Here is a 25,284-nt window from a genome sequence, read left to right on the forward strand (position 1 = left end):
AGTGATGAGTGTACTGCTATGCCTCGTCCTGGCGTCCTTCGTCAGTCGTTACCTCAAGTCCCCCCGCATGAAAGGTCGCATCGGCGAGTGGCGGGTGCGTTGGATGGCACGTCGCCTCGGCAAGCAAGGCTACCGAACGCTGCACAATGTCACCCTCAAGACCACGAACGGCACCACCCAGATCGATCATGTGCTGCTGTCGCGATTCGGCTGCTTCGTGTTGGAAACCAAGAACATGAAGGGCTGGATCTTCGGCAGTGAGCATGAGGCGCACTGGACCCAGCAGTTTCCTCGCCAGTCGTTCAGCTTCCAGAACCCATTGCGTCAGAACTACCGGCACCTCAAGGCGCTGGAGACGACGCTTGGCGTGACTCCCGAGCATCTGCATTCGGTGATCGTCTTCGTCGGCAGCGCCAGGCTCAAAGGTGAGATGCCATCCAACGTGACGCGCGGGACTGACTTCGTTTCCTTCGTACAGTCATTTCAGAACCCCGTCTTCAGCGAGGTGCAGCTCGAGGCCATGCATGAGGCGCTGCTGACGGGGCGTCTGGCCCCGACTCGGGCGACCCAGCGTGCCCATATGCAGCATCTCAAACAGCGCAATGAACCACAGGCGAGGCGTGAATGCCCGAAATGCGGCAGCCGGATGGTGCTGCGCACTGTCAAGGCCGGTGCGCGAGAGGGCCAACAGTTCTGGGGATGCTCGGCCTATCCGGAGTGTCGTGCAACACAGGCGGTGTGATGCTTGGATTTAGGGAACAAGTGCTGCAATTATTCTATGAATCCAGAAAATTATCCCTATAGGGATAATTAGCCAGACATAGCGAAGCTAACCATAAATTTTCCCTGCAGGGAAAATGGTTAGTATGCGAGCTGTGAGCGCTTTGATTTTTCTCTTTAAGGACAATTTGGGGCGATCAGTCTTTCAAAGTATCAAGGAGATCATCGCACCACGCATGAACTGCTAATGCCCCATCCGTGTGTACAGACTCGGACGGCCTACTGCACCTCCTGATTCATTCCGACCGCCGGCCGTGAGATGGCGCAGGTGGACTCAGAGTGCAACACCGCAAGTGATGGAGGGTGATGCATCGGGGTTGGGCTATCTCTAGCCCGTCGACCACCTGCGCTTCGGCTTCGATAGACGACAGCCAGTATTCGAGTATTCAGCGTCGCTTCATCAGCTCTAGAAGTACCTCACCATGTATCTCACCCAGCACATGCGTGTAGTGATGTGTCAGTGTTTGAGAGTTGCGGTGCCCGATCAACTTGGCGAGTAACTCGAGACGGTGACCTCGTGCCTTGGCATCTCTTTCCAGTACGTCGTAGGCCGCTCGGCGGCAGTTCGCCAGTGCTGGGGGAGTGAAGGACCAATGCCCTCGGCAGGCGGAGGAAAGACGATCCAGGAGCTGAGGGTAGTCGTCGCTGTAGAGACGAAGTACGAGCCACGAGATCGCGTTGTGCCTCAAGAGATGAAAATCGAAGTGGATGTCCTCCAACTTCAGTCCGGGCGTGAGGGCACCTCGGAGAGACTGCCGGGCCCATGCCATGAGCGGGGTCAGCAGGCTCTCTCTTGAATAGCCCAGCGGAGAGCTTTCTGGCCCCAGCAAGGCAATGTTCTTCAAACGATGCTGGCCAGCAAAGGACTCTCTGCGTCTATCAATCCATTCTTTCACCAGCGTCATCAATTCTGGGGATATCAGAAGATGAAGAGGAACGCTGCGACGAGCATTTGCGGTCTTCCCAGCATGGATTTCTACGTAACAGTAGGTGGGTCCGTCATCTCCTGGCTGATTGATGATGACGTCATGCAGTGTCAAGGCCATGACTTCTCCTGCTCGCAGGCCCCCATAGTAGCCAAGGAGGAAGGCGATCAGCCAGCTGCGCCGCAATCCACTCCGCCTTCGGGAGAGCGCCCGGGTCAGATGTTCTGCCTCGTGTGGCATGATCAGATGTGTACGCAACGTACTGATGAAACGGCCTCCCTCACCCTGCACGGGGGGAATACCCGTTAATCGATCGTTACCTTGGCAGAAGCTGATGAACTGATTGAACGTCTGGAAGAAGTTGTGGGACGTCGAAGTGTCCCAGCCTTTCTGAGTCGGTAGCTGTTCGCTGATCGCCTCCATCAGTTCTCCATCCCAGAGCGTCAACCATGGGATATCGGGCAACATCATCATGGAGGTGGGCGTCAGTCGACTCAGGTAAGTTCTGAGCGTGCTGGCTTTGTTGCCTTGAGTGCTCGATTGATAAGACAGCCATAGCAGTATCCAGAGTGGGTAGCTGTCTTCGCCCAGCATGTGTATCAGCTTCTTCGCGTAGCGAGACGTAATGGCGTCATGACGCTGGATCGCGGATTCCCCTCTGGGGGTTATCAGACCTTCATGCTCCAGTTCGGTGATATACGCATATAGTTGGTTGCCTGCTTTCACATACCAGTCTGTTGATAGTTGATCCTGCCTGTATCGAGGGGAGGTTGATGGTGACGATTCGTTACTCCTGTCGCCTCCTCCCATAAGAAGTTCAGGGGTGTGAAGATCGGTCTCGATGTCTTCCGGTTCAGAGGCATCCATGGCGCCGGAAGCGCTTGACGTACCGGAGGTAGGGCGGGATGCCGCCGATAAAAAGAGGCTTTCGTCATGCTGCCAAGGAGAACGCCAGCTACACACCGGCAGGGGATAGCGCCGAAGCAGCTGTGACCAGATGGGCGCAGGGCCCAACAATGTCGTGCACCGGAAGGCATGACGAAGCAATGATCGGACATTCTTCAGCGAAGCGGAGGAACCAGTCCTGCGTGATGCCTGGCTATCTAGTAGCTGTGAAAGACCGGTGACCAAGAGCTGATCCAGATGGGCAGCTCGTGCTTCCAATGGACTGTTCAGATCCAGCGTAGCATCCGAGGAGAACCACCATACATCTGCTTGCTGGGAAGAGGTGGCTGGTGATGGGACAGGGGACTGACGGCAAGCCCTGAGTAGCCTCCTGAGATGATTCGGGATTTTTAGCCGGTAATGGGCTGGATGTGTTCGAGATAACCCTGGCAGACAGCCGATGAACCAATGGTGGGGGCCGCGCTTGGTGTTCAGGCGTGGCAGGTGCTCTGGGCTCAAGTTCAGCAAGGTATGGCGAATCACTTCTTCCTCCATCCCTAGCAGGGTACCCATGCTCAGGGCCAGGAAGAGAAGAGACTGCTCTGGCGTGCATTGGTTAGCGGGAATGCTCTGCAGGGCGCGTACCGAATCCAGCACCCGTTGCTGAATCTTGATATCTCGTGATGAGGTAGCCGCGGATGAGGGTCTGACCGGACGCTTGATACTGGTCGGAATCGTAGCCTCGAAGTCAGGCTCTCGGTTGAGATGAGTCAGTACAAGCGCGACTTCCTTGGTGACCTTTCGGGAGCTGAAGTCGAGTTCAGCTTCCTTGGCAAGCTGGATGGCGTTGCGAATCAAGGCTTGTACAGCTCGCTGGTTCAAGCGTGTGGCATTGTGTCGAGCGCGAGACGGCTTGGTGGAAGGCGCACTTTGCGCTCTAGCCTGTGCTCTGGTTACCTTTTTCTTATGCCGTCGCCAGGCGTAGCGTGCGACATTCTTGCGGAAATGTCTGAGCTCTTCAGATGAGGAGAAAAGGCGATGACCTGGATCATCCCAGCGACGGAATATCCTACCCAGTGTTTTCGAAAGCTCGATCGGAGACAGCTTCGGAGTTGTAAGCTCTTGGTGCGTGGCCTGGGCAGGTACATCGGTTTTCTTCCGAAGATCAATGGTGGTAACAGCGCTCATCCTCTATCTCCTTGAATGGCTGGTCCGGCGTGCTCAATGGGCCATGGGAGGTCGTCTCTGTGAAGCAGATCCGGTGTCAAGCCGCATAGTCTGGCGATATCGGTTAGTGCGCTTCGTGTCGCCGATTGAATCAGGCTCCGATCACTGGCCGGGGATTGGAGTGAGTGCCCCTGGGTGGTGTGCCCAGCGAGTGCGCTAAATTCAGCGTGAGAAAGTCGCGATTGGAGCGCGGTGAGCATGCTGTGGCGCGTGATATTGGAAGGCTGGTGGCCCCACTGGCTCAATTCAGTTGCCAAAGGCGAAGGCATGAATGTTGGAAGATCCTTGAGCCACTGTCGCCAGTCAGCATGCTGCATGCGTTGCTGCGTCAACATCATTGTCGAGGCATTGAACTTCCATTGAACGGGGTAGGCGACTTGTTCATGCCTAAGAAAGTCTGCTTTGCCACCGTGGCGTTTCCACCATCGTTGCCATTCCTCCCGCCACTCATGCTGAAGCCGGAGCAATGCGCCAAGGGCAGGGACAAGTGGAATTTGGCGGCTTTCCTGTGCCCGAGCCGAATCCTTGTCGCGTAGCCAGAGCGTATTTTCCAGCTGCTCACATTGGGTTTTGGATCCAATTGGGCGAGCCAAGGTGCAGAGCTGCCATGCAAGTAAGGTCAGCGCTCCCAGTATCTGACCTTGCCGGGCAATGGCTTCGCCGACTGCCCGTAAGTCGCTACTACGATTCCCTTGTGAGGTAATCAATGAGGTAACCAGCATGGCGTGGTTCTTGGTAAGTTGCGTCAGCAAATGAAGCGGACGTTTGAAATAGCTCGGCTCCTGGGCTTTTGTGGATCCCACGGTGTGATCTTCGCGAGGTGTACGACAGTCTTCTTCTAATAAGGGAAATAGGCCAAGCGCAGCTTGAGCCGAGAGAAAAGCCTTCTGAATCTTGTGCAGAGGTATCGTTCGATACGTTGCCGGGGCAGAGAGTGAGAGCGGGAGCTCGCCTCGCAACCAGGTCGCGATCACTTCATCTTCACAGGCAGGCACCACCCAATGATGATGACTGGCAGACACGCGCCTCAACGTCAGGGTGCTTCCCGGGCGATTATCCCCCCAGCGCTTGAGTTTTTTCTCGATTATTGATTTCAGTGCTTTGAAAGGCTGGGCGCCGGGGAGCCATACCTTTTCGGCCATGAGTGAGTGATTGAGAGCGTTGGGCAAGGGCAACGTGATGATGGTTTCGGTAGGTGCCTTGTTGACAGAGTAGTGGAGTAGCCCCTCCTCCGGTGACCAGCTGGGAATTTGATCCAGCGTCTGGCAGATGATCCACTCACGATTGCTGTCGCTATTGAGGGGCAGCTTGGGGGATCGGGAGATTACCGTCGTCTGCAGCAAGCGCTCAGGTGCTATTCCACTGCAAAGTAGAATGCTAAGAAATGCCAAGGCTTGTCGGTTTGCAATGGCACTCTCAGATTCTATGAGAAATTCCTCATCTTTCGGTGGTTGGAAGATACGTAAAGCTGCTAGAACCTCTTCTTGTGGGCGTAGGCTGATGTCTGCAGATGTCTTGAGACTGCGGGCCTGTTGCAAGAGCTGTACGCTCTCAAGGTGAAGCGCCTGATCGCCTTGTGAAAGCAGCGTGTTATGGAATAGCTCTTTCACTGGGTCGAGGGGTGAGATACTGCTTTGGTTCAGATCATTAGATGATGATTCATTCTGATGTTCATTGTCATCCGTGAGCTCTTCATCATCCTCTATTAAGGCATGGTCAAGTGCTTGGATTGACCTGTCAAGGGAGCGATAGTCGGTATATTCAGCATGAATTTTGTAAGATTTGTCACTGGCCCAAAGTGGCGAATCACGAAGAATGGTATCGACATGTTGGCGTCTTTTTTGATTTTCATTGCGAGCTCTATGCTGTTTTCTTATTGGGCTACGAGTGAGCTGGCTCGACTGATAAATTTCGTCAAGCAAAGCGCGTGTCGCTTTCTTATTGCGCAGCTGGTTGGGATGCTCCGATGGACGATCAGTTGCTGTATCATAGGCATGAAGAAACTGTTCGAGCAGCTCCAAATCAGCATCGGAAAAATGCTCGGGAGGGGGAACTAACTGCTCTCCCAGGGTAGGGGAAATGGGTCTGGGGAAACTGTTGTGAATATCATCCAGGTCGCCCCAGTCAAGTAGCCGCTTAAGCGTCTTTCTAAGCTCAAGTATCTGGGTGTAATATTTGATGGCAGAGCCACGTCTCACAGTACGACGAGGCTGACAAAAAATCAGTCTGAGCAGCTTTCGGATACTGCTTACGCGAGGATCAGTGAGCGATGTAAATCGGTAGTTCACCGTGTAATTAAGGCAGTGAGACATTCTATGATTTCGATGTGACTCATCTTCCATAAAAAATTGGCTTTCTAGAAACTCTTCTACTTGGGGCACAAGGTCTGGCACCGAGTAATCGGCGGCAAAGAGGCGAGCATTGAGGCGATATTCTGAGGCAATCAAGGGTGGGAGGCACCTCTTGAGCCACTCCGGTATAAGGGGCCAGCGGGACCCGATCGCATTGAGGTCGTAATTAGCCAATATTTGGTCAGGTAGTTGATGTTCACTCACGTGAAAGCCTCCTGTTTATCAATCAATCAAAGCTCATAAAGCCAATCAATTTGCGAATCTGAGTCGTTTTCCTTCTTATTGTTCGAGTACTTGTTTTTTTCTTTTATATTGCTTTGCTTGTTGGTATCTGATTCCTGCTTCCTATTATCTTTTCTTTTGCTATGGGTGTTCTTCTTACTTGTTTTAGCGACAGTGGCGCCGTTTGCTATATTTCTATCTTTAGATGCATTACTCTGACTTTTATTAGCACTATCTATTATTGTGTTAATAAACTTTCTGATCGAGTCAATGGAATAGCGATGCTTGAACATTGATGAGATTTGCTTGTGTGTTATTGGCAAGTTTCGTTGAGTGACTACATTACTCCATGCGTATTGTAACCTTTCATCACTAATGAAGTTTGTAAGTATATGGTTCCATAATTTCTTTTCGTTTATGTTGATATCGCCATTGGTATGTAGGTTGTGGATATTGATCCATTCCCAGCCAAGCTCGAGCAGAGGCTGTAGCACCTGGTAATAGAATCTCACCACCTGGACTTCATCTTCGTTGAGTCTGCCGATATCGATCTCGATGCAAAATACACTTTGTGAGACGGGCACTTTCTGTGTGGATACGATGGCATTGATGACATGAAAATTCACGAACTCCTCGGAAGTGTGAGTCGATTGAACATTGCTGCGGAAGCGGACAGGCGCTAGGGGCAGGCTCTCTGTCGCGACCGTTGGTCGAAAAGCATACTCCTCGTTCATAAGCTCGGCGGTGTCCACCTCGAGTACTCGCTGATAGATGACAAGCGTCTTGTCAGCGCTGATTTTCACTAGTGACGGTGTATAGGTAGCATCTGGCATATTGATGACTCCAACGATAGGCAAAGGGGGGCCGAGACGTATGAGAGAATCATTCGTCGAGTTCATGTCCAGCAAACGCGAGTAACTTTGAGTAGTGATGATCAGTCGAGTAATACACCCGACCTGTAGAACGATATCTCTGGGAGTGCCGCCTCCTGATATATCCAAGCTGAATCAGTGTGTACTAATAGCATAACTCAAGTGGTAAGAATCTAAGGTATCTTTTAACCGTCAAAATCGACCGTTTCGAGAGCATTAGGGATTCTTGGCGTCAAACTTGGTAGGTATTTTGTATTACGAGTCCTCGAGCGATTGCTTTTGTCAATTCATCGATTATTGAACGGTAATGCATTGCTCATGTTTATCAAAAGTCGTTGGCGCTGTTTTCGAAAGGGTCTGCGACCCGAATGTACTCCGTCAAGGTGCTGAGATGCCTGTGACCTGTCACGCGTTGTATCTGCTCCAGGCTCTTCCCCCGCAGATGAGCTTCAGTGATCAGGCCAGCACGCATGCTATGTGTGCTGAATCCGCGTGAAGCCAGGTTTGACCGCTCAAGCCCCCTGATCAACGCATTCTGAAAAGCAGTTCGAGAGAGTTTCGAGCCTCCTGGCCTGCCGCCCAGCGAGACGCTGCGAAATACCGCACCTCTCTGGATATGGGCGGCTTCCAGCCAGCGATACAGGAGATTGACGGGGCAGTAGGGGAGCGAGGTATCAGCATGGTGAATAGCTTTGACTTCATGACGTCCTTCTTGATTGGTCTTGCTGCGGGAGAGCCTGACCAACACGCCTCGTGTATCCCATGTGAGGTGCTCGACACGAAGGTTGAGGACTTCGCTGTAACGAAATGCTCCATAGAACGTCAGGCAGAACATGGCGGCGTCGCGCAGATCTCGCAACTCGCTCAAATCCAGGCTATTCAGCAGCTGATGCAGATCGTCTCGCATCAAGGCTGGTGCACGTTTCACCGGCACTTCATTGAGGCGTGCACAGCCGCGCATGACCCCCTTGATCATTTGCTCATTGCCCAAGGTGGGGCAATTCATGACAAGGTGCCAACGCCGTAACGAGCACAGCTGTCGCTTGAGCGTATTCGGTTTATAACCGTCCTCGAAACACCGGGTGAGGTAGTTGGCAATCTCCGTGTCGGTGCTGGGGAGGGTGCCGCCACGTCTGAGAAACATCCGTATGTCGCTTTGGAAGGCTCGGATGGTACTCGGTGCAAGGCTTGCCATGATCAGCTTTCGTGCCGAGACCGTCAGGCAAAGTCCCGGCAGAGAGTCCTGGTTTCCCTGATAGGGGATCACTTGCATTGCCTGATGTCTCCGTCTTTGAGGCGGGTGGATGCCTGTCGGTGGTCTGGACACCATGAGGGATCTCCATCGAGTCGAAAAGTTGGAATGAGGGCCGATATGCGCTGTGAGGTGGCCATCGAATTTCACGCTATCACCCTTCGTAAATCAGCCAACCCGAAATGCATGCCCTAGAAAGTATGGAGAGTTGAGAGTCGCGCATACGCAGGTTTTTTCGAGTAATCCTACTGTTAAATGTGCGATTTGTAGATGTTATACTTAGGGTTAAGCTATAAAAAAAGTGAAATCATCTGGTGATCGCGCGGGCGTGGCTGCCGAGCCGCCTCCTGTAATCAGAGCGATACCAGGCGCGCCAAGAAGGCGTTGGAGAACGCCACATCATTTGCCAGATCGAGAGTTATCTCTCGTATTCCCTCTGACAGGCTCACACACTCACTCATGGGGGCCTGAGCATGTAGCGCGCCATTCATTTCAATCGTGGGGAGTTCACCGCTTGTGCCAGGATCGTTGGAGCCTATCGAATCATTGGCTGGATAGACGTTTGGGGCGGGTACTGTCGGGTAAGAGAAGGGATCCAGTTGGATCGCAGCATGCTCGTCAGGCAAGTCGTCAAACAGCCGGTAGGCGTAGTGCCGTAACGTGCTTTCGTTGAGCGCATAGAAATAGCACACATCATCCTGTGCATGTCGACGCCGAATGATTCGGCCCAGTACCTGGCGAAAATACTGCTCGGTTCTGACGTGGCTGAGGTAGCAACATACTTGCAGGCGGGGAATGTCGATCCCTTCACTGACCATGTTGACAGAGACAACCCACGAGGTATGGCCGTAGCGAAACGCCTCAAGTCGGGCGTGCGCTCCTTCCGTCTGGCTGGTTACCAGGCACACCGTCTGACCCATCTGTTTCAGACAATCAGCGATGTCTTCTGCATGAGAAATGTTGGATGCCACCACCAATCCTGCGGCGGTCGGGTCTTTCTCCTGAAGCTGTCGCAAGCGTTGGCAGCTGACGTCCAGCAAATGCTGCTGAGGCCCGGGGTGACGCAGCAAGGCGGCGTAATGCACCCCTGGGTGACGCAGCAAGGCCGGGATGCTTTGGTAATACAGTGTCTCGCGCTGCGCCTGCTGCTCAGCCACCAAACGTATGTCGTCGTTATCTATTAAATAGATCTGGGGAGTACGGCAGACATCATCCTGGATGGCATCACGCAGGGGATAAGTGAAGTCTGGGATCAGCGCGAGGCGGTCACTGTCCGCCGATGGCAGGGTTGGCACCGATGGCTCGGACGCTGAGGCGTCTTCATGGCTCGGTGCCATATAACGCAGCATCGGAAGGCAACTGCCATCAGTGCGCCAAGGAGTGCCTGACAAGGCGAGCGTAAAGCGAACATCGCGCTCCAATGCCAAGAGCGCCAACCCCCATTGATTGGCGCCGGTGGCTGCTGAGCTGGTGTAGGCGTTTTTTGCGGCGCATGCTGTCGCGCCGGCGGCATGGTGGCTTTCGTCCCAGACCAGCAGGACACGCCCTTGGCGACAGAGTTGCTTGAGGTCCTCCAGGCGGAAGCTGAGCGCTTGATAGGTCAGCGCGATACCGATGTCCCCCAGCCTGCCCTGCATGGGCCGCCCCAGAATTTGCGAAAACGTCTCGCGTGCACGCTCCACCACGGCAGAGGTGGGGCCGAGATAGATGACGTGATCAATGCTCCCGTTGAGAATCAGCTCCTCAGCCAGGACGGCGGCCATCAGCATCTTGCCCGCACCCGGGGTGGCCTGGCACAGGAAATGGGGCTGCTGATCCGAAAGCCGTTGAAGTGCTGTCTCAATACAACGCGCTTGCCAAGCTCTGAGTGTCGGGCTTGTCAGAGAGGGCAGTAATCGATTGATCTGACGCGGTGTCATGAGGCACCTCCAGCATGGCGTTTTGCAGAGAGCGCCAGCACGGCAGCCAGTAGTCCCTGGAGTTCGCAGGCGCGCTGAATTGCATCCTCCTGGAGTGGAGCGATGTCGGGTTTCGCCTCCGGATAGTCCTTTGCCAATTGATAGAGGTGCTCGGCTTCCGCGCTCGCGGCCCGCATGGATTTTTTCAAGGCTCGACGTTGTTCCTGCAGTGCTGCATCGAGCGGTAGATGCGATGTGCTATCGGTTTTCGACGTGGCAAGATCCTGTCGATTGCTCTGCAAGGGGATATCCGGTGAGCGCTCCGAAGTGCTATCGATGAGTTGATAGACGCGGCGACGCTTGCCGATGGTGTCGGATTGCACAACGTGACCATCAATGACCAGGCGATCGATCAGGTCACCGACCCGCTGCAGGACAATAATGGGTTTATAGCCCGCCAACTCTGGATGTTTCATCAGCTCGTTGCGGCAGCTGACTTTCGTGAAATGAGTCGGTTTATCCTTCAAGGCTTTCAGCCACTGCTGGAAGTGCTGTTTGATCAACTGTCCTCGCCGATAAGCTGCGGCAGTCGAGGAATCCTGGAATGTGGGAGTGCTCGAGGTGTGAGGGGGAGGAGAGCGACGCTGGCTCTCTGAGGTGATGGTAGGTGACGAGTCGTGTGACACCGAAGTCTCAGGCGTCTGGGAAGACTCGGCTATTGCCTTGCCCGTAGCAGAGGGCGCAAGAGGAGTAGATGAGGGTGTTGGTGTGGTGTGAGAAGAATTCGAGGTCATGACAGCACCTCGCTGCAGTCGCCAATGACGCGTGAGCGACAGTCTTGGGAAGGGGGATCGGGATAGCCGCCATAGGGGGTAGGCAGATCGGGGCTACGCGGAGATGCCGTAGTCTGAATGACCATGGTTGAAGCTCCTTGGATATGGGAGCCGCTCCCGCTGTCGCCAAACAGTGATGGGGGCGGCCGTACACGGGTTGGCGAACCGGCATCCAAGAAACCGGCAGACCCGGAGGTCTCCCGCGCACGACCGCCATAACGCATGGCAGCCACAAAAAAAGCGCCAACCATGGTCTGGGGCGCTTGTGCGCCTTGGATGATTTCGAGTCGCCAAACCCGACCGAGGATTTTGCCTCGATAAACCGAATTTAGCAGATGAATGAGAGGCCGTAAATATCACACGCCGGGAAAAGAGGCGTCTATTCGAGGTTGTCCTCAATATCGCGAAAATTCGCCTCTGGCGTGGCACGTTGCCATGGCATTCCGTCGAGGGAATCGGGAGAATGCTGCCTTTCTTTCAGCCGCGTAGCGAACCCCTGTCATGACGGAGTTGGTGGATCGGCCCTTGGCCGGAATTGTTCTCAGATTGCTGTCCGGTGTGTTGTTCACCGGGATGATGGTGTGTGTGAAGGCGGTCAGCGAGACGGTGGAACTGGGGCAGGCGGTGTTCTTTCGTTCGGCCTTTGCCTTGATTCCGATCATGATCTTCATGATGTGGCGCAAGGAGTTCCCGCGTGGTCTAGCGACCCGTCGACCGGGAGGGCATCTGTTGCGCTCCGGCTTCGGTGCGGCCGCGATGTTTGCCTCCTTTGCGGCGGTTGCCTTGCTGCCCATCTCGGAGGCGACGCTGCTGGCACAGCTGACGCCGGTCATGATGGCCGTGGGCGGTGTGGTATTGCTGGGGGAACGGTTCAGTCGCCAGCGGGCATTGGCGCTGGGGTTGGCCTTGGCGGGAGTATTGGTGCTGATTCTGCCGTCGCTGAGCTTCGAGAGCAGTACCGGCAATGTGACCGGCTACGTACTGGGAGTACTCTCGGCACTGCTGACGACTGGCGCGTTGCTGACGGTGAGGCGTATTTCGCGTACCGAGACGGCTGGGGCGATCGCCTTCTACTTCATCCTGGTCTCGGCTTTGGCAGGCTTGGCGACGCTACCGATGGGATGGGCGCCGCTTTCCCAGGAGGCGCTGGGGCTGTTGGTGCTGTCGGGATTGTTCGGGGGGGCCGCGCATATCTGCATGACACTGGCATTGCGCTACGCCGAAGCGTCCCGTCTGGCACCCTTCGAGTATGTCGCATTGCTCTGGCCGATACTGGCGGACCTGCTGATCTTCCATGCCCCCATCTCGAGCGGTTTCCTGTTCGCCCTGCCCCTGATGCTGGCAGGGGCAGGGCTGGCCGCCTTCGAAGGGCGTCAGATCAGATGGCCTCTTCGACGATGAGCTGTGGCTGCCCCTGGGAGCAGGGCTCGATGCGGGCAGCCACGCGATAGACCTCACGCAGCCGCTCCGGGGTGACCACCTCGGCGGTCGGGCCGCTGGCGATGAGGCGGCCGTTCTGAAGCAGCATGGCCTGGTCCGTGAAGCGCAGTGCCTGGCCCAGGTCGTGCAAGGCGGCAATGATCAGCATCCCTCGCTCGCGGGCGAGGCGACGCAGAATGGTCAACAGCTGCAGCTGGCGATGCAGATCCAGCGCAGAGGTTGGCTCATCCAGCAGCAGGATCTCCGGTGATTGCACCAGCGCCTGGGCGGCACCCACCAGCTGGCGCTGGCCTCCACTCAGATCACCGATGTCCCGCTCGCCCAGCGCGCTGATTCCCAGATCGTCGAGTGCGCGCTCCACTTCGGCCATGTCCTCGGGCTGGACCTTCAGGCTGCGCCCCTGCATGCGTGCCAGAAGTACCGATTCATAGACCGTCAGCACGGCATTGACCCCGGTGTCCTGTGGCATGTAGCCGATGGGGCGCTGACGAGTCGCGCCCTCGACGCGCGCCTCCCCACCGCCGTCGATCAACCCGAGGATGCGCCGGAACAAGGTCGACTTGCCGGCGGCGTTGGGCCCCAGCAAGGCCACCACCTGGCCCCCTTCAAAGCAGGGCGTCGTGACCTCCGCCAGAATCTGGCGGCGACCATAGTGGGCGGACAAGCGATCAAGCGTGAGCGTTACCATGAGGATGACTTCTGTCGCAGGGTGAGGAACAGGAAGAAGGGAATGCCGACCAGTGAGGTAATGATGCCGATCGGGATCACCGTACCCGGCAGGATGATCTTCGACAGCACCGAGCCGATCGAGAGAATCAGCGCCCCGCACAGGGCAGAGCCGGGCACGAAGAAGCGTTGATCTTCCCCCAGCAGCAGGCGTGCGATATGCGGACCGACCAGACCGATGAAGCCGATGGTGCCGACGAAGGCGACGGCGATGGCAGCCAGTAGCGAGACCAGTACCAGCACTTCCAGGCGCAGCGCCTTGGGTTTGACGCCCATGCTTTCCGCCTTGGTATCTCCCAGGCGCATGGCCGTCAGTGCCCAGCCATGACGTGCCAGCAGCGGCAGCACGATCGCCAGAACGCCGAGCGAGACCCAGAACTTGGGCCAGGTGGCCTTGGTCAAGCTGCCCATGGTCCAGAAGACCACGGCGGCCACGGCCTGTTGGCTGGCGAAGAACTGGATCAGGGCCATCAGTGAGTTGAAGATGAAGACCATGGCGATGCCGAGCAGCACGATGGTCTCGATCGTCACGCCTCGCTTCATGCTCAAGGCGTGGATGAAGAAGGCCGTGATCATGGCCATGACGAAGGCATTGATAGGGACCACATAATCGATGGCGGCGGGAATGATCGCGACGCCAAAGGCCAGTGCCAGCGCAGCACCGAAGCTGGCCCCGGCCGAGATGCCCAGGGTGAAGGGACTGGCCAGGGGGTTGCTCAGGATGGTCTGCATCTGGGCACCGGCCACCGACAGGCTGGCACCGACCACCAGCGCCATCAGCGCAACGGGCATGCGGATTTCCCACAGGATGACTCGCACCTGATTACTGACGGAGTCCGGTGAGATCAGTGCCGCGAGCACCTCATCGAGAGGGAAGCGCGCCGGACCAAGTGATAGATCCAGGCATAGGCTCAGGAACAGTGCCACCCCCAGTGACACCAGAATCAGCTGCCGCTTGACCACCGAAGAACGGTAGTGACTCCCCCCTTGAGAGAGGGGAGTGGAAGAGGTGACATCATTCATCTTTCAGCGATACCCAGTAGCCAGGTGCATAGTCCACGGGCAGGAAGCGTTCGTGCAGCTCCTGCATGGTGGCTTCAGGGTCAAGATCGGCAAACAGCTCCGGATGGAACCACTTGGCCATCTTCTGGACCGCCACGAAGTAGTAAGGGCTGTTGTAGAACTGATGCCAGATGGCGTGGAAGTTGGCGTCGTCCACGGCCTGAATGCCCGTCATGGCCACGCGCTGGGTCAGGGCCTGAAGCTTCTCGCGAGCAAGCTCCTGATCGGCCCCCGGGCCGACACCGACCCATTTGCCGCCCGGCACATAGGCGTCCCAGCTTCCTCCTGTCACGACGACATGCTCAGGATTGGCGGCGATGATCTGCTCGGGGTTCAGGGTGCCGAAGGTGGAGGGAATGATGCCTTCGGCAATGTTGTGGCCGCCGGCCAGATCAACGTATTCGCCGAAGTTGCCCGGCCCGAAGCTCATGCAGCAGTCGTCGGAGTAACCGCCGGCGCGATCGATGAAGACGTCAGGACGCTGTGGGTCCTGCTTCGCGATGACTTCGGTGACGCGTGCCATCTGTTCTTCGGTGTAGGCGATGAACGCCTCCGCCTTGTCTTCCTTGCCCAGCAACTGGCCCATCAGGCGCATCGACGGCGTGGTGTTCGCGAGTGGATCCTCACGGAAGTCGACGTAGACGATCGGGATGTCCAGCTGTGCCAGCTTGTCGTCATAGGCTGCATCCTCGGTTGCCTGACGCGCTTCCAGGTTCATCAGCACCACATCCGGCTTCAGGGCTGCCGCCTGCTCGACATCGAAGGTGCCATCCTTGAAGCCACCGAAGGTCGGAATCTTCTCGAGTTCGGGGAAGCGCTCGGCATAGTGGGCATAGTTATCGGGATCCGCCTGAGAGAAATCTTCTCGCCATCCGACAACGCTTTCGAAGGGGGCTTCGGGCTGCAGAGCCCCCAGCAGATAGACCTGACGGCCTTCACCGAGAATCATGCGCTTCACGGGAGCATCGACGGTAACCTGACGGCCAGCGATATCAGTCAGAGTGATGTCCTGGGCCGAGATGCTACCGCTGGCCACCAGTAACAGGCCGCAGGCGGCCGTAGGGAGAAAGGTCTTCATGGTGTGCTCGTTGAGAAGTGGAGGGACAGCGCTAGCGATGGGGAGATGCTGACTTTTGCACAGGAGTTCACATCACCAGCAGTTGCATATCATTATCATCAGCGTTGCGATTATGAAGTAATTCCCAATGAGCGTCGATATGGTCCCTGTTGTCTCGATTTGTCGTCAGTACCGTTCCTAAGTGCTCCAAGAGGCAACGACGTTGTCTGGGGGCCGGCGAAGGGGGAAGAGGGAAAGAGAGAAAGAGAGAAAGAGAGAAGAGCGGTCGGCCATCCGCTTCCGGGCTGTCACTACGCTCAAGACTGCGATGACGCGCTGGAAGGGTGGTGTTATAGCCCGCGGGGCGAGATGGCTGAGGTCGTTTTGCTGCGAAGGTTCTCTCCACTCCCTTATCGCGTACTTTCTGCGCCATGCCGGTCAGCAGCACCTCTCATCACGGGCATGGCCCCTGTCACGACGAGCACTGCTTGCTGAGCGTTTCGTGTTAGTAACTCTCTCAGATCGCCAAGGCCACCAGGAAGCGAGAGACCATGTTATAGGCGGCAACCGTGGCGACGGCTTCGACCGTCTGTTGTTCACCGAACAGCGTCTTGAGTGTCTCGATGATGTCGCCATCGACTTCCACTTGGCGGGTCGATTGATCGGTCAGCGCCAGCAGTGCACGCTCTTCTTCATTGAAACGAGATGAAATGCCTTCCTCGCGCAACGCGTCACATTTTTCCTGTGTGCCGCCGGCATCGAGGTAGGCAGGTTGGTGCACCTGCCATTCAAACTCGGCCCGATTGAGCACGGCCACTCTGCACATGATCAACTCGCGATATTCCAAGCTGAGCGTGAAGTCCTTGCGTACACGACCCAGCAGGCCATTCCATCCCGTGGCCAGGGGCACGCTCTTGAGCAGATAGCGATCGATACCGGTCAGCTCTCGGTTGGGGCGGCGTGCTTGCATGCTTTCCAGTAGATCGGCAGAACGGCATCACCGTCTTGCCAGGGAGTGACACGCGGTTTGGCCTCAAGACCTGCCGCCAAGGGGGAGTTTGCGGCTAGGGTGGTGCTTGATTGTGAGGAGGAGCTTGACTGCGAGGAGGAGCTTGACTGTGACATGGGGCTTCCTGTGTCTGGAAAAATGCCATGCCTCGGGTCGCACGCACGATGCAGTGGTGCCTGTCGCTGGGTGAGGCAATGATGGTTGGGAGACGCAATATGCGGGGAGGGCGATGCAGTGGGAGCACCGCCACGTGTGAGGTCTGAAACGGACTACCTGGCGGTAGAGGTCAGTTGGTGTGATGCGGTCAGGGTCATGATCAGGCGATCATTTGGCAGCAAATATCTCTTTCACTTCCTTGTCGCGTACTTTCTTTGCCATGCCGGTCAGCAGCACCTTGAACAGCAGGCCACTCACCAGGGTGGAGAGCGTCAAGGTGAAGAAGCCGGCCAGGATCCAGTCCACCAGCACGAAGCCGCTGTGCGTCAGGGTCGGGTGATAGAACACCATGCCAGCGAAGACCACCCAGTGGCTGATGCAGAAGAAGCATTGGAAGAGGTGGCCGGTCATGTGGCCAAAGCGTTGTGCGTACTGACGCAAGGGCGCGAACAGTTCACCTTGGGTGATCGAGATCGCGATGCTGCTGGCCGCCAGGGCAATGACGATGCAGACCCAGAGGGAGTTCAAGGTGTCGGGAGAGAATACGGTAGTCATGAGAGTCCTTGTCGTGTGTTCGCCATTGGGGCGAGTGGGGAAAGTCGAGTGTCTAGCGGACTGATTGTCTTGCTAGCGAGCGGCCAATATCTGTTCGACGCCGTAGCGTGCGGCGTCGATGGCCCCCGCGACATGGCCTGGAAACTGGGGAGACCATTCACTAGCAATGCCGGTCAGGCATTGGCGCCAGGGGCCATCGCTGGCCCCTGGTCTGGGGACCTCCTGGAATGACGTCATGGAATCAATATCTGCCGGGCTTGCTGTGAAGGGGGCAGTCGCCCAGTCCTTGAGGACATCGCTTTGGGGGCTGGCCGCCTGAGGGCCGAACAAGCGGCCCAACTGTGCGCGGCAGTGCTGGCGTAATACGTCCTGCGTGATCTGGCGGCGATGGCCAGCCGGGACTCCCACGAATCCGAAGAGTGCACCGGGGCCCTCCAGTGGGCTGGCATCGTGTATCTCCACCATCGGGCCGCGTGCACTGCGTGCGGCACCGGACAAGCCGGCCTCGCGCCAGAAAGGACGCTCGTAGACCGCGAGATACTTGGCGTGGGGCGCCATCCAGGTCGCGGTCTGCTGCCACTGTGCCGCCAGCGCGCTCGGCAATGCCGGCGTGAACTGGATATGCTGGAGTGCCTGACGTGGCGGAAGAGCCAACAAGACCTGCTCCACTTCGCAGCTCATGCGTTGCCCGCTGTCATCCTCGGCACTTAGCGCAATCCTGTCTGGCAAGCGCTCGAGATGACGGACAACCTGCCCAGTCAGTATCTTGTCCGCAGGGATATCGCGACGCAGTCGCTCGATCAGCGTCTCCATCCCTCCCGCTACCCGCATGGCGGTCAGCGAATCACGGATGCCAGCGGTGCGCAGTGGGCTCTTGTCCGTGGCGCGCTCGAGGAGGCTGTCGCCCGTCACATGTTGTGCAAAGCATTCCAGGCCCAGTGTCTGCATCAGTTGCGCCATTTCGCGCTGATGCTCCGGCCAGAACCAGGTAGGGCCTAGATCCAGGCGGTGCTGTGCCCCTGTCTCGGCAAGGGACGGCACTGCGGAAGCGATACGGCCTCCCATGACGTGCTGGGCTTCGAACACCCGATAGTCATGAATGCCATGCTGCTCCAGTTGCCAAGCGGCATAGAGACCTGAGAGACCAGCCCCGATAATGGCAACGCGTGGCGAAGGCGTGTTCATTCACCCTCCAGGGCGATCAGATGCCCCGTCTTGAGGTAGAAGGTCGCTCCCTCTGCGCCGGCGGAGAGCGCCAGCGGTTCGCTGGCTGGCAAGCGCAGCCAACTGCCGGCAGGGCAGGACCCGTGCCCTGGATGCAGGCAACCCTCCAACACCAGCAGTTCGGCACCGCCAGTGTTGACCAACAGCGGAAGCTCGGCATGTGGCGCCAGGCGCTGCAGGCTCACCTGCTCGGTGGCACTGGTATACAGTGAGCAGATCTCGCGGCCATCCTGCTCATGCCAGTTGGCCGGGTCTCGAGTGTTGATGCGTACCGCCTCATGCTCCTCTGACGGCATCTGTCGTAGCTTGACGAAGATCACGCAGCCGTCGGTGCTGCTGGGGGTGTGGCGCGAGTCTGGCGGGTTGCGCAGGTACCAGCCAGCAGGGAAGTCCCGCACGCCATCTTCGGTGAAGGTGCCGGACAGCACGAGAATCTCTTCGCCTTGTGGATGCTCATGTGCTGAAAAGCGGGAGTCTTTGGCATATCGGACCAGGCTGGTGGCCCGCGCCTTCTCCTCCCCGATACGATCTAGCATCATGCGCTCGACCCCTCCCTGGGGGGACGGCACCCACTGGTAATGGTCCGGTGTGATGCTGGCACGTTGTGAAAAGTCGGCATTGAGGCGCATGTAGGACATCTCCACGAGGGCGAGAGAGGGAAGAAAACCTTTTTCCATGTCTGGCGGTCATCACACTCGAGCGCCATGGCATGAGCAGGGCAGGACAGACACCTATGAGCTGTCACGATTCGTCTATGCGGCGTATTCTGGAAGCTGACTGAACATTCAACAAACGAGATTAACTAGGCAGTAGGGAAAGAAAAACTTTATCGCCATGACATCGCCCAATCATCTGAATGCCTTGCGTGCCTTCGAAGCGAGCGCCCGCCACAAGAGCTTTGCCGCTGCGGCAGAGGAACTGCACGTGACCCCTGCCGCTGTCGGCCAACTTGTGCGGGGACTGGAGGAGTGGCTGGGTGACTCGCTGTTTCATCGTGCCAGCAGTGGCAAGACACGCCTTGTCCCGACAGAGCTTGCAGAGCAGGCACTACCCGATATCCGCGCCGGATTCGAGAAATTGTCACTCGGGGTGGAGCGCCTCAAAGATGGCACTCGGCGTAGCGTGCTGACGGTGACAGTCAGCCCCGCCTTTGCCGCCAAATGGCTACTGCCGCGTTTGCACCGGTTTCAGGCGGCGTGGCCGGACATCGATGTGCATCTGGATACCAATCACAAGCCGGTCGATTTCTCACGGGAGCGGGTAGATATCGGGGTACGCTACGGGCCAGGCAAATGGAGGGGGGTGGTAGCGCAGGAGCTGATGCACGAAGAGGTCTACCCCGTCTGCTCGCCCCAGCTGCTGCGTGACCCCGGAAGCTTGAAGACCCCCGCAGCCCTGTTGGAGGAGACACTGATTCACGACTTGTCCATGGAAGGCTATGACGGCTTTCCGTCATGGAGTGGCTGGTTCAAGAAGGCGGGTCTCACGGATGTCGATTCATCGCGCGGTCTGCAGATCAACAACTCTGCCGCAGTGCTGCAGGCCGCGATCGATGGTCAGGGCATTGCGTTGGCGCGTGGAGTCATGGTGCATGACGACCTTGTCTCGGGGCGCCTGGTCAGGCTATTTGATGAGGTGATGTGTGCCTCCTCTCTGGCCTATTACGTGATCTACCGGCCCGAGGTCACTCATGTGGCCAAGGTACAGGCATTTCGGGAATGGTTGCTGGAAGAAGCCGGGCTCAGTTGCCGAATACCTTCCATCCCAGCGTCGTGAATGGCTCTGTGGTCAAGCAAGCCTACCTGGCGGGTCATCAGCCAGTCACATCAACGAGCAGCCATTCCGAGAATGGTTGCTGCTTGGTCTGTACCGGGGTAGCTATCGCACACCTCATCCTGCCCGATGGCGCGCCAAGGTGCTTGAGGGGCTCTCACCAAAGAGGCGACGATAATCCTGAGCAAACTGGCCCAGGTGATAGAATCCCCAGTCGCTGGCGATCTGACCGACCGTGCTCGTTGACTGTGGGTTACACAGCCGCCGTCGTACCTGATTGAGTCGGTTGAGGCGGATGAACTGCATGGGGCTGATGCCGAGAATGCTGGTGAAGCTGTTGCGAAGCGTCCGCTGACTGACATGCGCAATACGGCAAAGGCTCTCGATGCTGACCGGTGCAGGTTCTGTGCTGTTCACATGTTCTCGTACCCGCTCCACTACCTGCCGTCGGTGATGATAGCTTGGGTAGCGGTCGGTCAGGGGAGTCCTTTTCTCCAGAATGGCGGCGACAGCCAGCGACAGAATGTCCTGGTGGACTTGCACCTCGAATCCTGTTTCCTGACGCTTAATCAGGCGGTCCATCAGGAAGGTGACGGCTTGCCGAGTTCCTTGCGGCATGCCGAGGCGCATCGAGCGCTGCGGATCCCCTTCCAGCAGCGAGAGAGCCGACTCTCCCACGATCTCGAGCAGCCAGTCACGCCGTAATACGAGAGAGTGGATCGCGAAGCTATCGGGTGTCGTCAGCGCGAAATCCTGCCCGCCTGGCTGACACATGATGTCGCCTGCCTCAAGCGCGTAGCCATTGATCCGACAGGGCTGGTGCTCGCTTGGAATACCAATCCACAGTGAATCCGGCCAGACATGACATTGCTGGTCCAGTGCCTGGCTGGTGTATTCCTTGAATACCTGCATTCCCGGTAGATGAAGCTCATCAATGCGCCCATAGAAGGCGCCATGACCGTATTGATCATAATGTTGTGACCATTCGGTGATGTTATGCGCCTGTTCATTGACGTCCCAAGCCTCCCGTGTGCACTTGCCTGGTGCATGCTCGAACCCCTTGTTCTGCCAGGTGGCATCACTGTCGTCCGTTCGTGATACATCTTCGTGCATTGATCAATCAACTCATTGTTATTGTTGGTGTTTTCAGGTTTGCCGGATGCTGATAACGCATCACCTCACGCTGTCGTTAGTCTGAGTCATGCAACTTTCGCGCACAGATCCATGCCGTGAGCCAGATCGTGGGTCGTGAGATTGGCCACTGGCTTCTGACCGCAGACGAAGTGTGACACCGAGACCGCAAGATTCCCGGTCTTCCCATGTCAGCGAGGTGGTGAGATGTATACGGAAACTCTGATAAATCAAACAAGACACGAGTTGGTCGCTTGCCTGACGACATGGCGCATGCCCGAGACGTCACGGATCTCGTTGCTGACCATGTCCGAGAACCTGACCTTCCTCGCCGAGGATGCCGAGGCGGGTCACAGAATCATCATTCGGGTTCACCGACCGGACTATCACTGCCAGGAAGAGATCGAGTCCGAGCTGGCCTGGATCGATGACCTGCGCACGACGGCGCACGTCAATACGCCGGCGCCGGTCATGACCACGACCGGCAGCCCGGTTCTGACGATCTCGGCTGACGGACAGTCTCTGCACGTGGTGGCCTTCGAACATGCGGCCGGCCGTGAGCCGGATATCGACGAGGGCCTGCCGCAGTGGTTCGAACGATTGGGCGCGGTGAATGCCACGCTGCATGAACACAGTCGGCGCTGGCAGCCGCCGGTAGGCTTCGTGCGCAAGCGCTGGGACCTGGAAAGCATGATCTCGCCCCGCGGGCTGTGGGGAGATTGGCGAAATGCTCCGGGGATGACGGCTGTCGAGGCCGCGACCATTCATGACGCCATTGTCTATCTCAAGTCGGAAATCGCGCTCTATGGCACGGCGCCAGAACGTTTCGGGCTGGTCCATGCCGACCTTCGGTTGACCAATCTGCTGGTATCGCGCGACAGCATGACGATCATCGACTTCGATGACTGTGGCTTCTGCTGGTATGCCTATGACTTTGCCGCCGCGATCAGCTTCCACGAGACGGATCCGAGCGTCCCGCAGCTCAGAGACGCCTGGATCAAGGGCTATCGTTCGGTAGCCGAATTCTCGGCGGCAGATGAGGCCATGCTGGATACCTTCGTGATGCTGCGTCGCATTCTGTTATGCGCCTGGTTGGCCACGCATCAGGAGAGCAAGGAAGGCAAGATGCTGAGCGAGGGTTTCAGCCGAGATACGGCCGGCATGGCGCGGCGCTATGTTGAGCAGCGAAGGGGCCAGTCACGAGAAGGCCAACAAGGTGTCGTGCAGTCACTTTGCGGACACGAACACGACAAGCAAGCGAAGGGCGATCAGACAGGTATCGATCGACAAGTACGAGATCAGACAGTCAACGACAAGGTGAGGATGGCGTGATGGAAAAGGTACGCGGGATTCTGGATCAGAACGCCTTCAGCTTGGCGCACATCGACAAGGCAGATGCGCGAATCGGCGCCCTGGTGCGCAAGCGGATGGAAACGGTCGGGCCGACGTCCATGCTCTTCTATGAGGAGCCGTTGCACATTGTCCGGGGCGAGCGGGTCTGGTTGTTCGATGACCAGGGCAAGCGCTACTTGGATGTCTACAACAATGTGCCATCGATCGGCCACTGTCATCCTCGCGTGGTCCAGGCGGTCGCCGAGCAGATGGGGACCCTCAACGTGCACAACCGCTATCTGCACGAAGGCATCCATCGCTATGCCGAGCGCCTGCTGGACACGCTGCCGCGCGCGCTCAATCGACTGGTGATGATGTGTACCGGCAGTGAAAGCAACGACATGGCGCTGAGGCTGGCGCGTGGTTGGACAGGGCGACAGGGGATCATCGTCACCGAGGCGGCCTACCACGGCAATACGGCCGCCGTGACGGAAGTCTCACCGTCTTCCTACAAGCAGGGCACGCCGCCGGATCATGTGCATATCCTGCCGATCTCCCGAATGAGTGAGCAGGCAGACCCGGCTGCCTGGTTCGCCGAGCAGGTGCGGTTCGGCATCGAACAGTTGGAGGCGCGAGGCCATGGATGCGCGGCGCTGCTGGTCGACTCCATCTTCTCGAGCGATGGCATCTATGCAGACCCTGCAGGTTTCCTGAAGCCCGCGGTCGAACTCCTGCAGGCTCGGGGCGGCCTGTTCATCTCCGATGAGGTACAGCCCGGCTTCGGGCGCACGGGGCAGGGAATGTGGGGCTTCTCGCGTCACGGCGTGACGCCGGATGTGGTGACCATGGGCAAGCCGATGGGCAATGGCTTCCCGATGTCCGGACTCGCGGCACGCGAAGAGTTGCTGGCTGTGCTGAACGCCGATGTAGGCTACTTCAATACCTTCGGCGGCTCACCTGTGGCCGTGGCGGCAGGCACGGCGGTGCTGGACGTGATCGCCGAAGAAGACTTGATGGCCAATGCAGAGCGTCAGGGTGAGTACTTTAAGCGACAGCTCCAGGATATTCAGGCACGTTTCGAGGAGGTAAGTGATGTGCGAGGCGCCGGGTTGTTCCTGGGACTGGATCTCTGTGACCCGACGCGTGACGGCGCGCCAGACGCCCAGCGCACCACGGCGTTGATCAATGATCTCAAGCGCAATGGCGTGTTGATCGGCGGGGCCGGAAAGTCCGGCAGTACCTTGAAGATCCGTCCGCCACTGTGCATCGAGCGTTCGGAAGCCGACCTCTTTCTGGACAGGTTCGAGCAGTCACTGAAGGCAACGGCGAAATGAGCCAGACAACACGATAGGGTAGCGGGTGTCAGTTGGTGTCCGAGTGGCGCGGCGCTACAGGCAGGTGCAAGACGGTGGGCGCAAATATAGCCTCGACCGGGTGCGATAGCTTGAGACACTGACGACAAGGCCCCACTGGAGGATTCCGTGGGGCCTTGTCATGTCTGGCGCGAAGTGGAGGGAAGAACGTCAGCGCTGCTTGAGCTGATCACGCAGGCCCGTCGGGACCTGTTTGATGATCAGACGGTCACTCGCTTCATCGTATTCCACCGAGTCGCCCAGCAGGTGCGAGTCAAAGCTGATCGAGACACCCGCGGCGCGCCCGGTGAAACGCTTGAACTGGTTGAGCGTCTTCTTGTCCGGCGGGATTTCCGGCGACAGTCCGTAGTCACTGTTGCGAATGTGATCGTAGAAGGCCTGCGGGTGCTCTTCATCGATCAGCTCAGACAGCTGGTCCAGCGTGATCGGCTCGCCGAGCTTGGCCTGATCGGTGGCGTAATCGACCAGGGTGTCGGTCTTCTGCCGGCTGGCTTCCTCGGCCATGTCTTCCTTCTCGACATAGTCGCTGAACGCCTTGAGCAGGGTGCGAGTTTCCTGGCCGGCATCCCGCTGCTCCTGTGCGCCCAGCGTCTCGGCGAAAGCTTCGGCGAGCTTGGTGCGTCCGCGATCGCGCGCCCAGGACAGATAAGGGTGAGACGTCGAGCTGCCTTGCCACTGACTGATATCCAGTCGTGCGGCCAGCGACATCTGGGTCATGTTGAGCTGTCGGGCGGGCGTTACCGCGAGGGACTCGTCGATCGCGAAGCCGTCACGATGGTGCAGCAACGCCATGAACAGGTGGCGCGTCTCGCCCTGCTGGTGATCCACCACCAGCAGATGGCCGCCTGTCGGGAGGTTGTCATCGATCAACGGCATGAGTCGACCGGCAAGCGTCTGGGTCAGGCTCGCGAAATCGCTATCACCTGCGAGGAAAGACGCCAGCTCGGAGGGGAAGGCAGCAGGCGCGTCTTCATTGAAACGGCCCCAGTTCTTGGCCTTGCCGTGGTAGGCATCATTGAGCCCGGACACCAGATCCTCCAGTGCATCGGATGCCGGCAGGGCGGTGGCGGCAGGCACCAGCTGGGCCGGCGTCTCGCTATTGCCCTTGTCGATACGGTGAATGATGCTGTGCAGGATCGGCATGGAAACCTCCCTCGGCTGCGATGAACGGGCTGGGGATGATACCTGCCACGTCCTGAA

General features: G+C 57.7%; 20 protein-coding genes. 5 read left to right on the forward strand and 15 right to left on the reverse strand.

The window, feature by feature from the left end; all coding sequences use genetic code 11:
• Positions 1-67: 67 nt before the first annotated feature.
• Complete coding sequence (locus tag HA399_RS06425; protein ID WP_404326489.1) at positions 68-742, forward strand: NERD domain-containing protein; 675 nt, start codon at positions 68-70, stop codon at positions 740-742.
• A gap of 424 nt (positions 743-1,166) precedes the next feature.
• Here HA399_RS06425 and HA399_RS06430 read toward each other — a convergent pair whose 3' ends face one another.
• The 6 genes from HA399_RS06430 to HA399_RS06455 all read right to left on the reverse strand — a co-directional run bounded on the left by HA399_RS06430 (position 1,167) and on the right by HA399_RS06455 (position 10,976).
• Positions 1,167-3,779: a hypothetical protein gene (locus HA399_RS06430; RefSeq protein WP_404326490.1), complete on the reverse strand. Its 2,613-nt coding sequence runs from the start codon at positions 3,777-3,779 to the stop codon at positions 1,167-1,169.
• Entirely contained in the window at positions 3,776-6,373 is a 2,598-nt protein-coding gene (locus HA399_RS06435; protein WP_404326492.1) for a hypothetical protein, read from the reverse strand. The genes HA399_RS06430 and HA399_RS06435 overlap by 4 nt, the downstream gene beginning before the upstream one ends.
• A gap of 26 nt (positions 6,374-6,399) precedes the next feature.
• The gene (locus HA399_RS06440) at positions 6,400-7,224 is read right to left on the reverse strand and encodes a hypothetical protein (protein WP_404326493.1); all 825 of its coding nucleotides are present in this window, start codon (positions 7,222-7,224) and stop codon (positions 6,400-6,402) included.
• A gap of 364 nt (positions 7,225-7,588) precedes the next feature.
• On the reverse strand, positions 7,589-8,536 hold the full coding sequence (locus HA399_RS06445; RefSeq protein ID WP_024952250.1) for a site-specific integrase: 948 nt from the start codon (positions 8,534-8,536) through the stop codon (positions 7,589-7,591).
• Between the two features lie 332 nt (positions 8,537-8,868).
• Positions 8,869-10,434, reverse strand: a complete 1,566-nt coding sequence (locus tag HA399_RS06450) for a DEAD/DEAH box helicase (RefSeq protein WP_404326494.1) — start codon at positions 10,432-10,434, stop codon at positions 8,869-8,871.
• The gene (locus tag HA399_RS06455; protein ID WP_404326496.1) at positions 10,431-10,976 is read right to left on the reverse strand and encodes a hypothetical protein; all 546 of its coding nucleotides are present in this window, start codon (positions 10,974-10,976) and stop codon (positions 10,431-10,433) included. Before HA399_RS06455 ends, HA399_RS06450 begins: the two co-directional genes overlap by 4 nt.
• 771 nt (positions 10,977-11,747) lie before the next feature.
• On the opposite strand from HA399_RS06455, the gene HA399_RS06460 reads away from it, so the two are divergent.
• Entirely contained in the window at positions 11,748-12,647 is a 900-nt protein-coding gene (locus HA399_RS06460; RefSeq protein WP_404326497.1) for a DMT family transporter, read from the forward strand.
• Here HA399_RS06460 and HA399_RS06465 read toward each other — a convergent pair.
• From HA399_RS06465 to HA399_RS06495, 7 genes are all read right to left on the reverse strand, one after another.
• Entirely contained in the window at positions 12,625-13,374 is a 750-nt protein-coding gene (locus HA399_RS06465) for an ABC transporter ATP-binding protein (protein WP_131431749.1), read from the reverse strand. The two genes, HA399_RS06460 and HA399_RS06465, sit on opposite strands and share 23 nt — an antisense overlap.
• On the reverse strand, positions 13,368-14,435 hold the full coding sequence (locus HA399_RS06470) for a FecCD family ABC transporter permease (RefSeq protein ID WP_404326498.1): 1,068 nt from the start codon (positions 14,433-14,435) through the stop codon (positions 13,368-13,370). Before HA399_RS06470 ends, HA399_RS06465 begins: the two co-directional genes overlap by 7 nt.
• Complete coding sequence (locus HA399_RS06475; protein ID WP_043335820.1) at positions 14,428-15,552, reverse strand: ABC transporter substrate-binding protein; 1,125 nt, start codon at positions 15,550-15,552, stop codon at positions 14,428-14,430. The genes HA399_RS06470 and HA399_RS06475 overlap by 8 nt, the downstream gene beginning before the upstream one ends.
• Positions 15,553-16,048: 496 nt before the next feature.
• Entirely contained in the window at positions 16,049-16,501 is a 453-nt protein-coding gene (locus HA399_RS06480) for a carboxymuconolactone decarboxylase family protein (protein WP_404326500.1), read from the reverse strand.
• A gap of 363 nt (positions 16,502-16,864) precedes the next feature.
• The gene (locus tag HA399_RS06485; RefSeq protein ID WP_404326502.1) at positions 16,865-17,251 is read right to left on the reverse strand and encodes a DUF1360 domain-containing protein; all 387 of its coding nucleotides are present in this window, start codon (positions 17,249-17,251) and stop codon (positions 16,865-16,867) included.
• A gap of 72 nt (positions 17,252-17,323) precedes the next feature.
• Complete coding sequence (locus tag HA399_RS06490) at positions 17,324-18,436, reverse strand: flavin monoamine oxidase family protein (RefSeq protein WP_404326504.1); 1,113 nt, start codon at positions 18,434-18,436, stop codon at positions 17,324-17,326.
• Positions 18,433-19,152 (reverse strand): cupin domain-containing protein, encoded by a 720-nt coding sequence (locus tag HA399_RS06495; RefSeq protein WP_404326505.1) that lies wholly within the window; start codon positions 19,150-19,152, stop codon positions 18,433-18,435. The genes HA399_RS06490 and HA399_RS06495 overlap by 4 nt, the downstream gene beginning before the upstream one ends.
• 157 nt (positions 19,153-19,309) lie before the next feature.
• Between HA399_RS06495 and gcvA the strand changes: the two genes are divergently transcribed.
• Complete coding sequence (gcvA, locus tag HA399_RS06500) at positions 19,310-20,251, forward strand: transcriptional regulator GcvA (RefSeq protein ID WP_404326506.1); 942 nt, start codon at positions 19,310-19,312, stop codon at positions 20,249-20,251.
• A 114-nt stretch (positions 20,252-20,365) separates the two neighbouring features.
• Here the strand turns inward: gcvA and HA399_RS06505 are convergent, their stop codons facing one another.
• Positions 20,366-21,361 carry a helix-turn-helix domain-containing protein gene (locus HA399_RS06505; RefSeq protein ID WP_404326508.1) on the reverse strand — a complete coding sequence of 332 codons (996 nt, stop codon included), beginning with the start codon at positions 21,359-21,361 and terminating at the stop codon, positions 20,366-20,368.
• 291 nt (positions 21,362-21,652) lie between these two features.
• Between HA399_RS06505 and HA399_RS06510 the strand changes: the two genes are divergently transcribed.
• On the forward strand, positions 21,653-22,711 hold the full coding sequence (locus HA399_RS06510) for a phosphotransferase enzyme family protein (protein WP_404326509.1): 1,059 nt from the start codon (positions 21,653-21,655) through the stop codon (positions 22,709-22,711).
• Positions 22,711-24,045, forward strand: coding sequence for an aspartate aminotransferase family protein (locus HA399_RS06515; RefSeq protein ID WP_404326510.1), 1,335 nt, complete (start codon positions 22,711-22,713; stop codon positions 24,043-24,045). The genes HA399_RS06510 and HA399_RS06515 overlap by 1 nt, the downstream gene beginning before the upstream one ends.
• 189 nt (positions 24,046-24,234) lie before the next feature.
• On the opposite strand, the gene HA399_RS06520 is transcribed toward HA399_RS06515, so the two are convergent.
• Positions 24,235-25,227 (reverse strand): nucleoid-associated protein, encoded by a 993-nt coding sequence (locus tag HA399_RS06520; RefSeq protein WP_404326512.1) that lies wholly within the window; start codon positions 25,225-25,227, stop codon positions 24,235-24,237.
• Positions 25,228-25,284 lie beyond the last annotated feature (57 nt).

This window comes from Cobetia sp. UIB-001, from assembly GCF_044789135.1.
Classification (GTDB): Bacteria; Pseudomonadota; Gammaproteobacteria; order Pseudomonadales; family Halomonadaceae; genus Cobetia; species Cobetia amphilecti.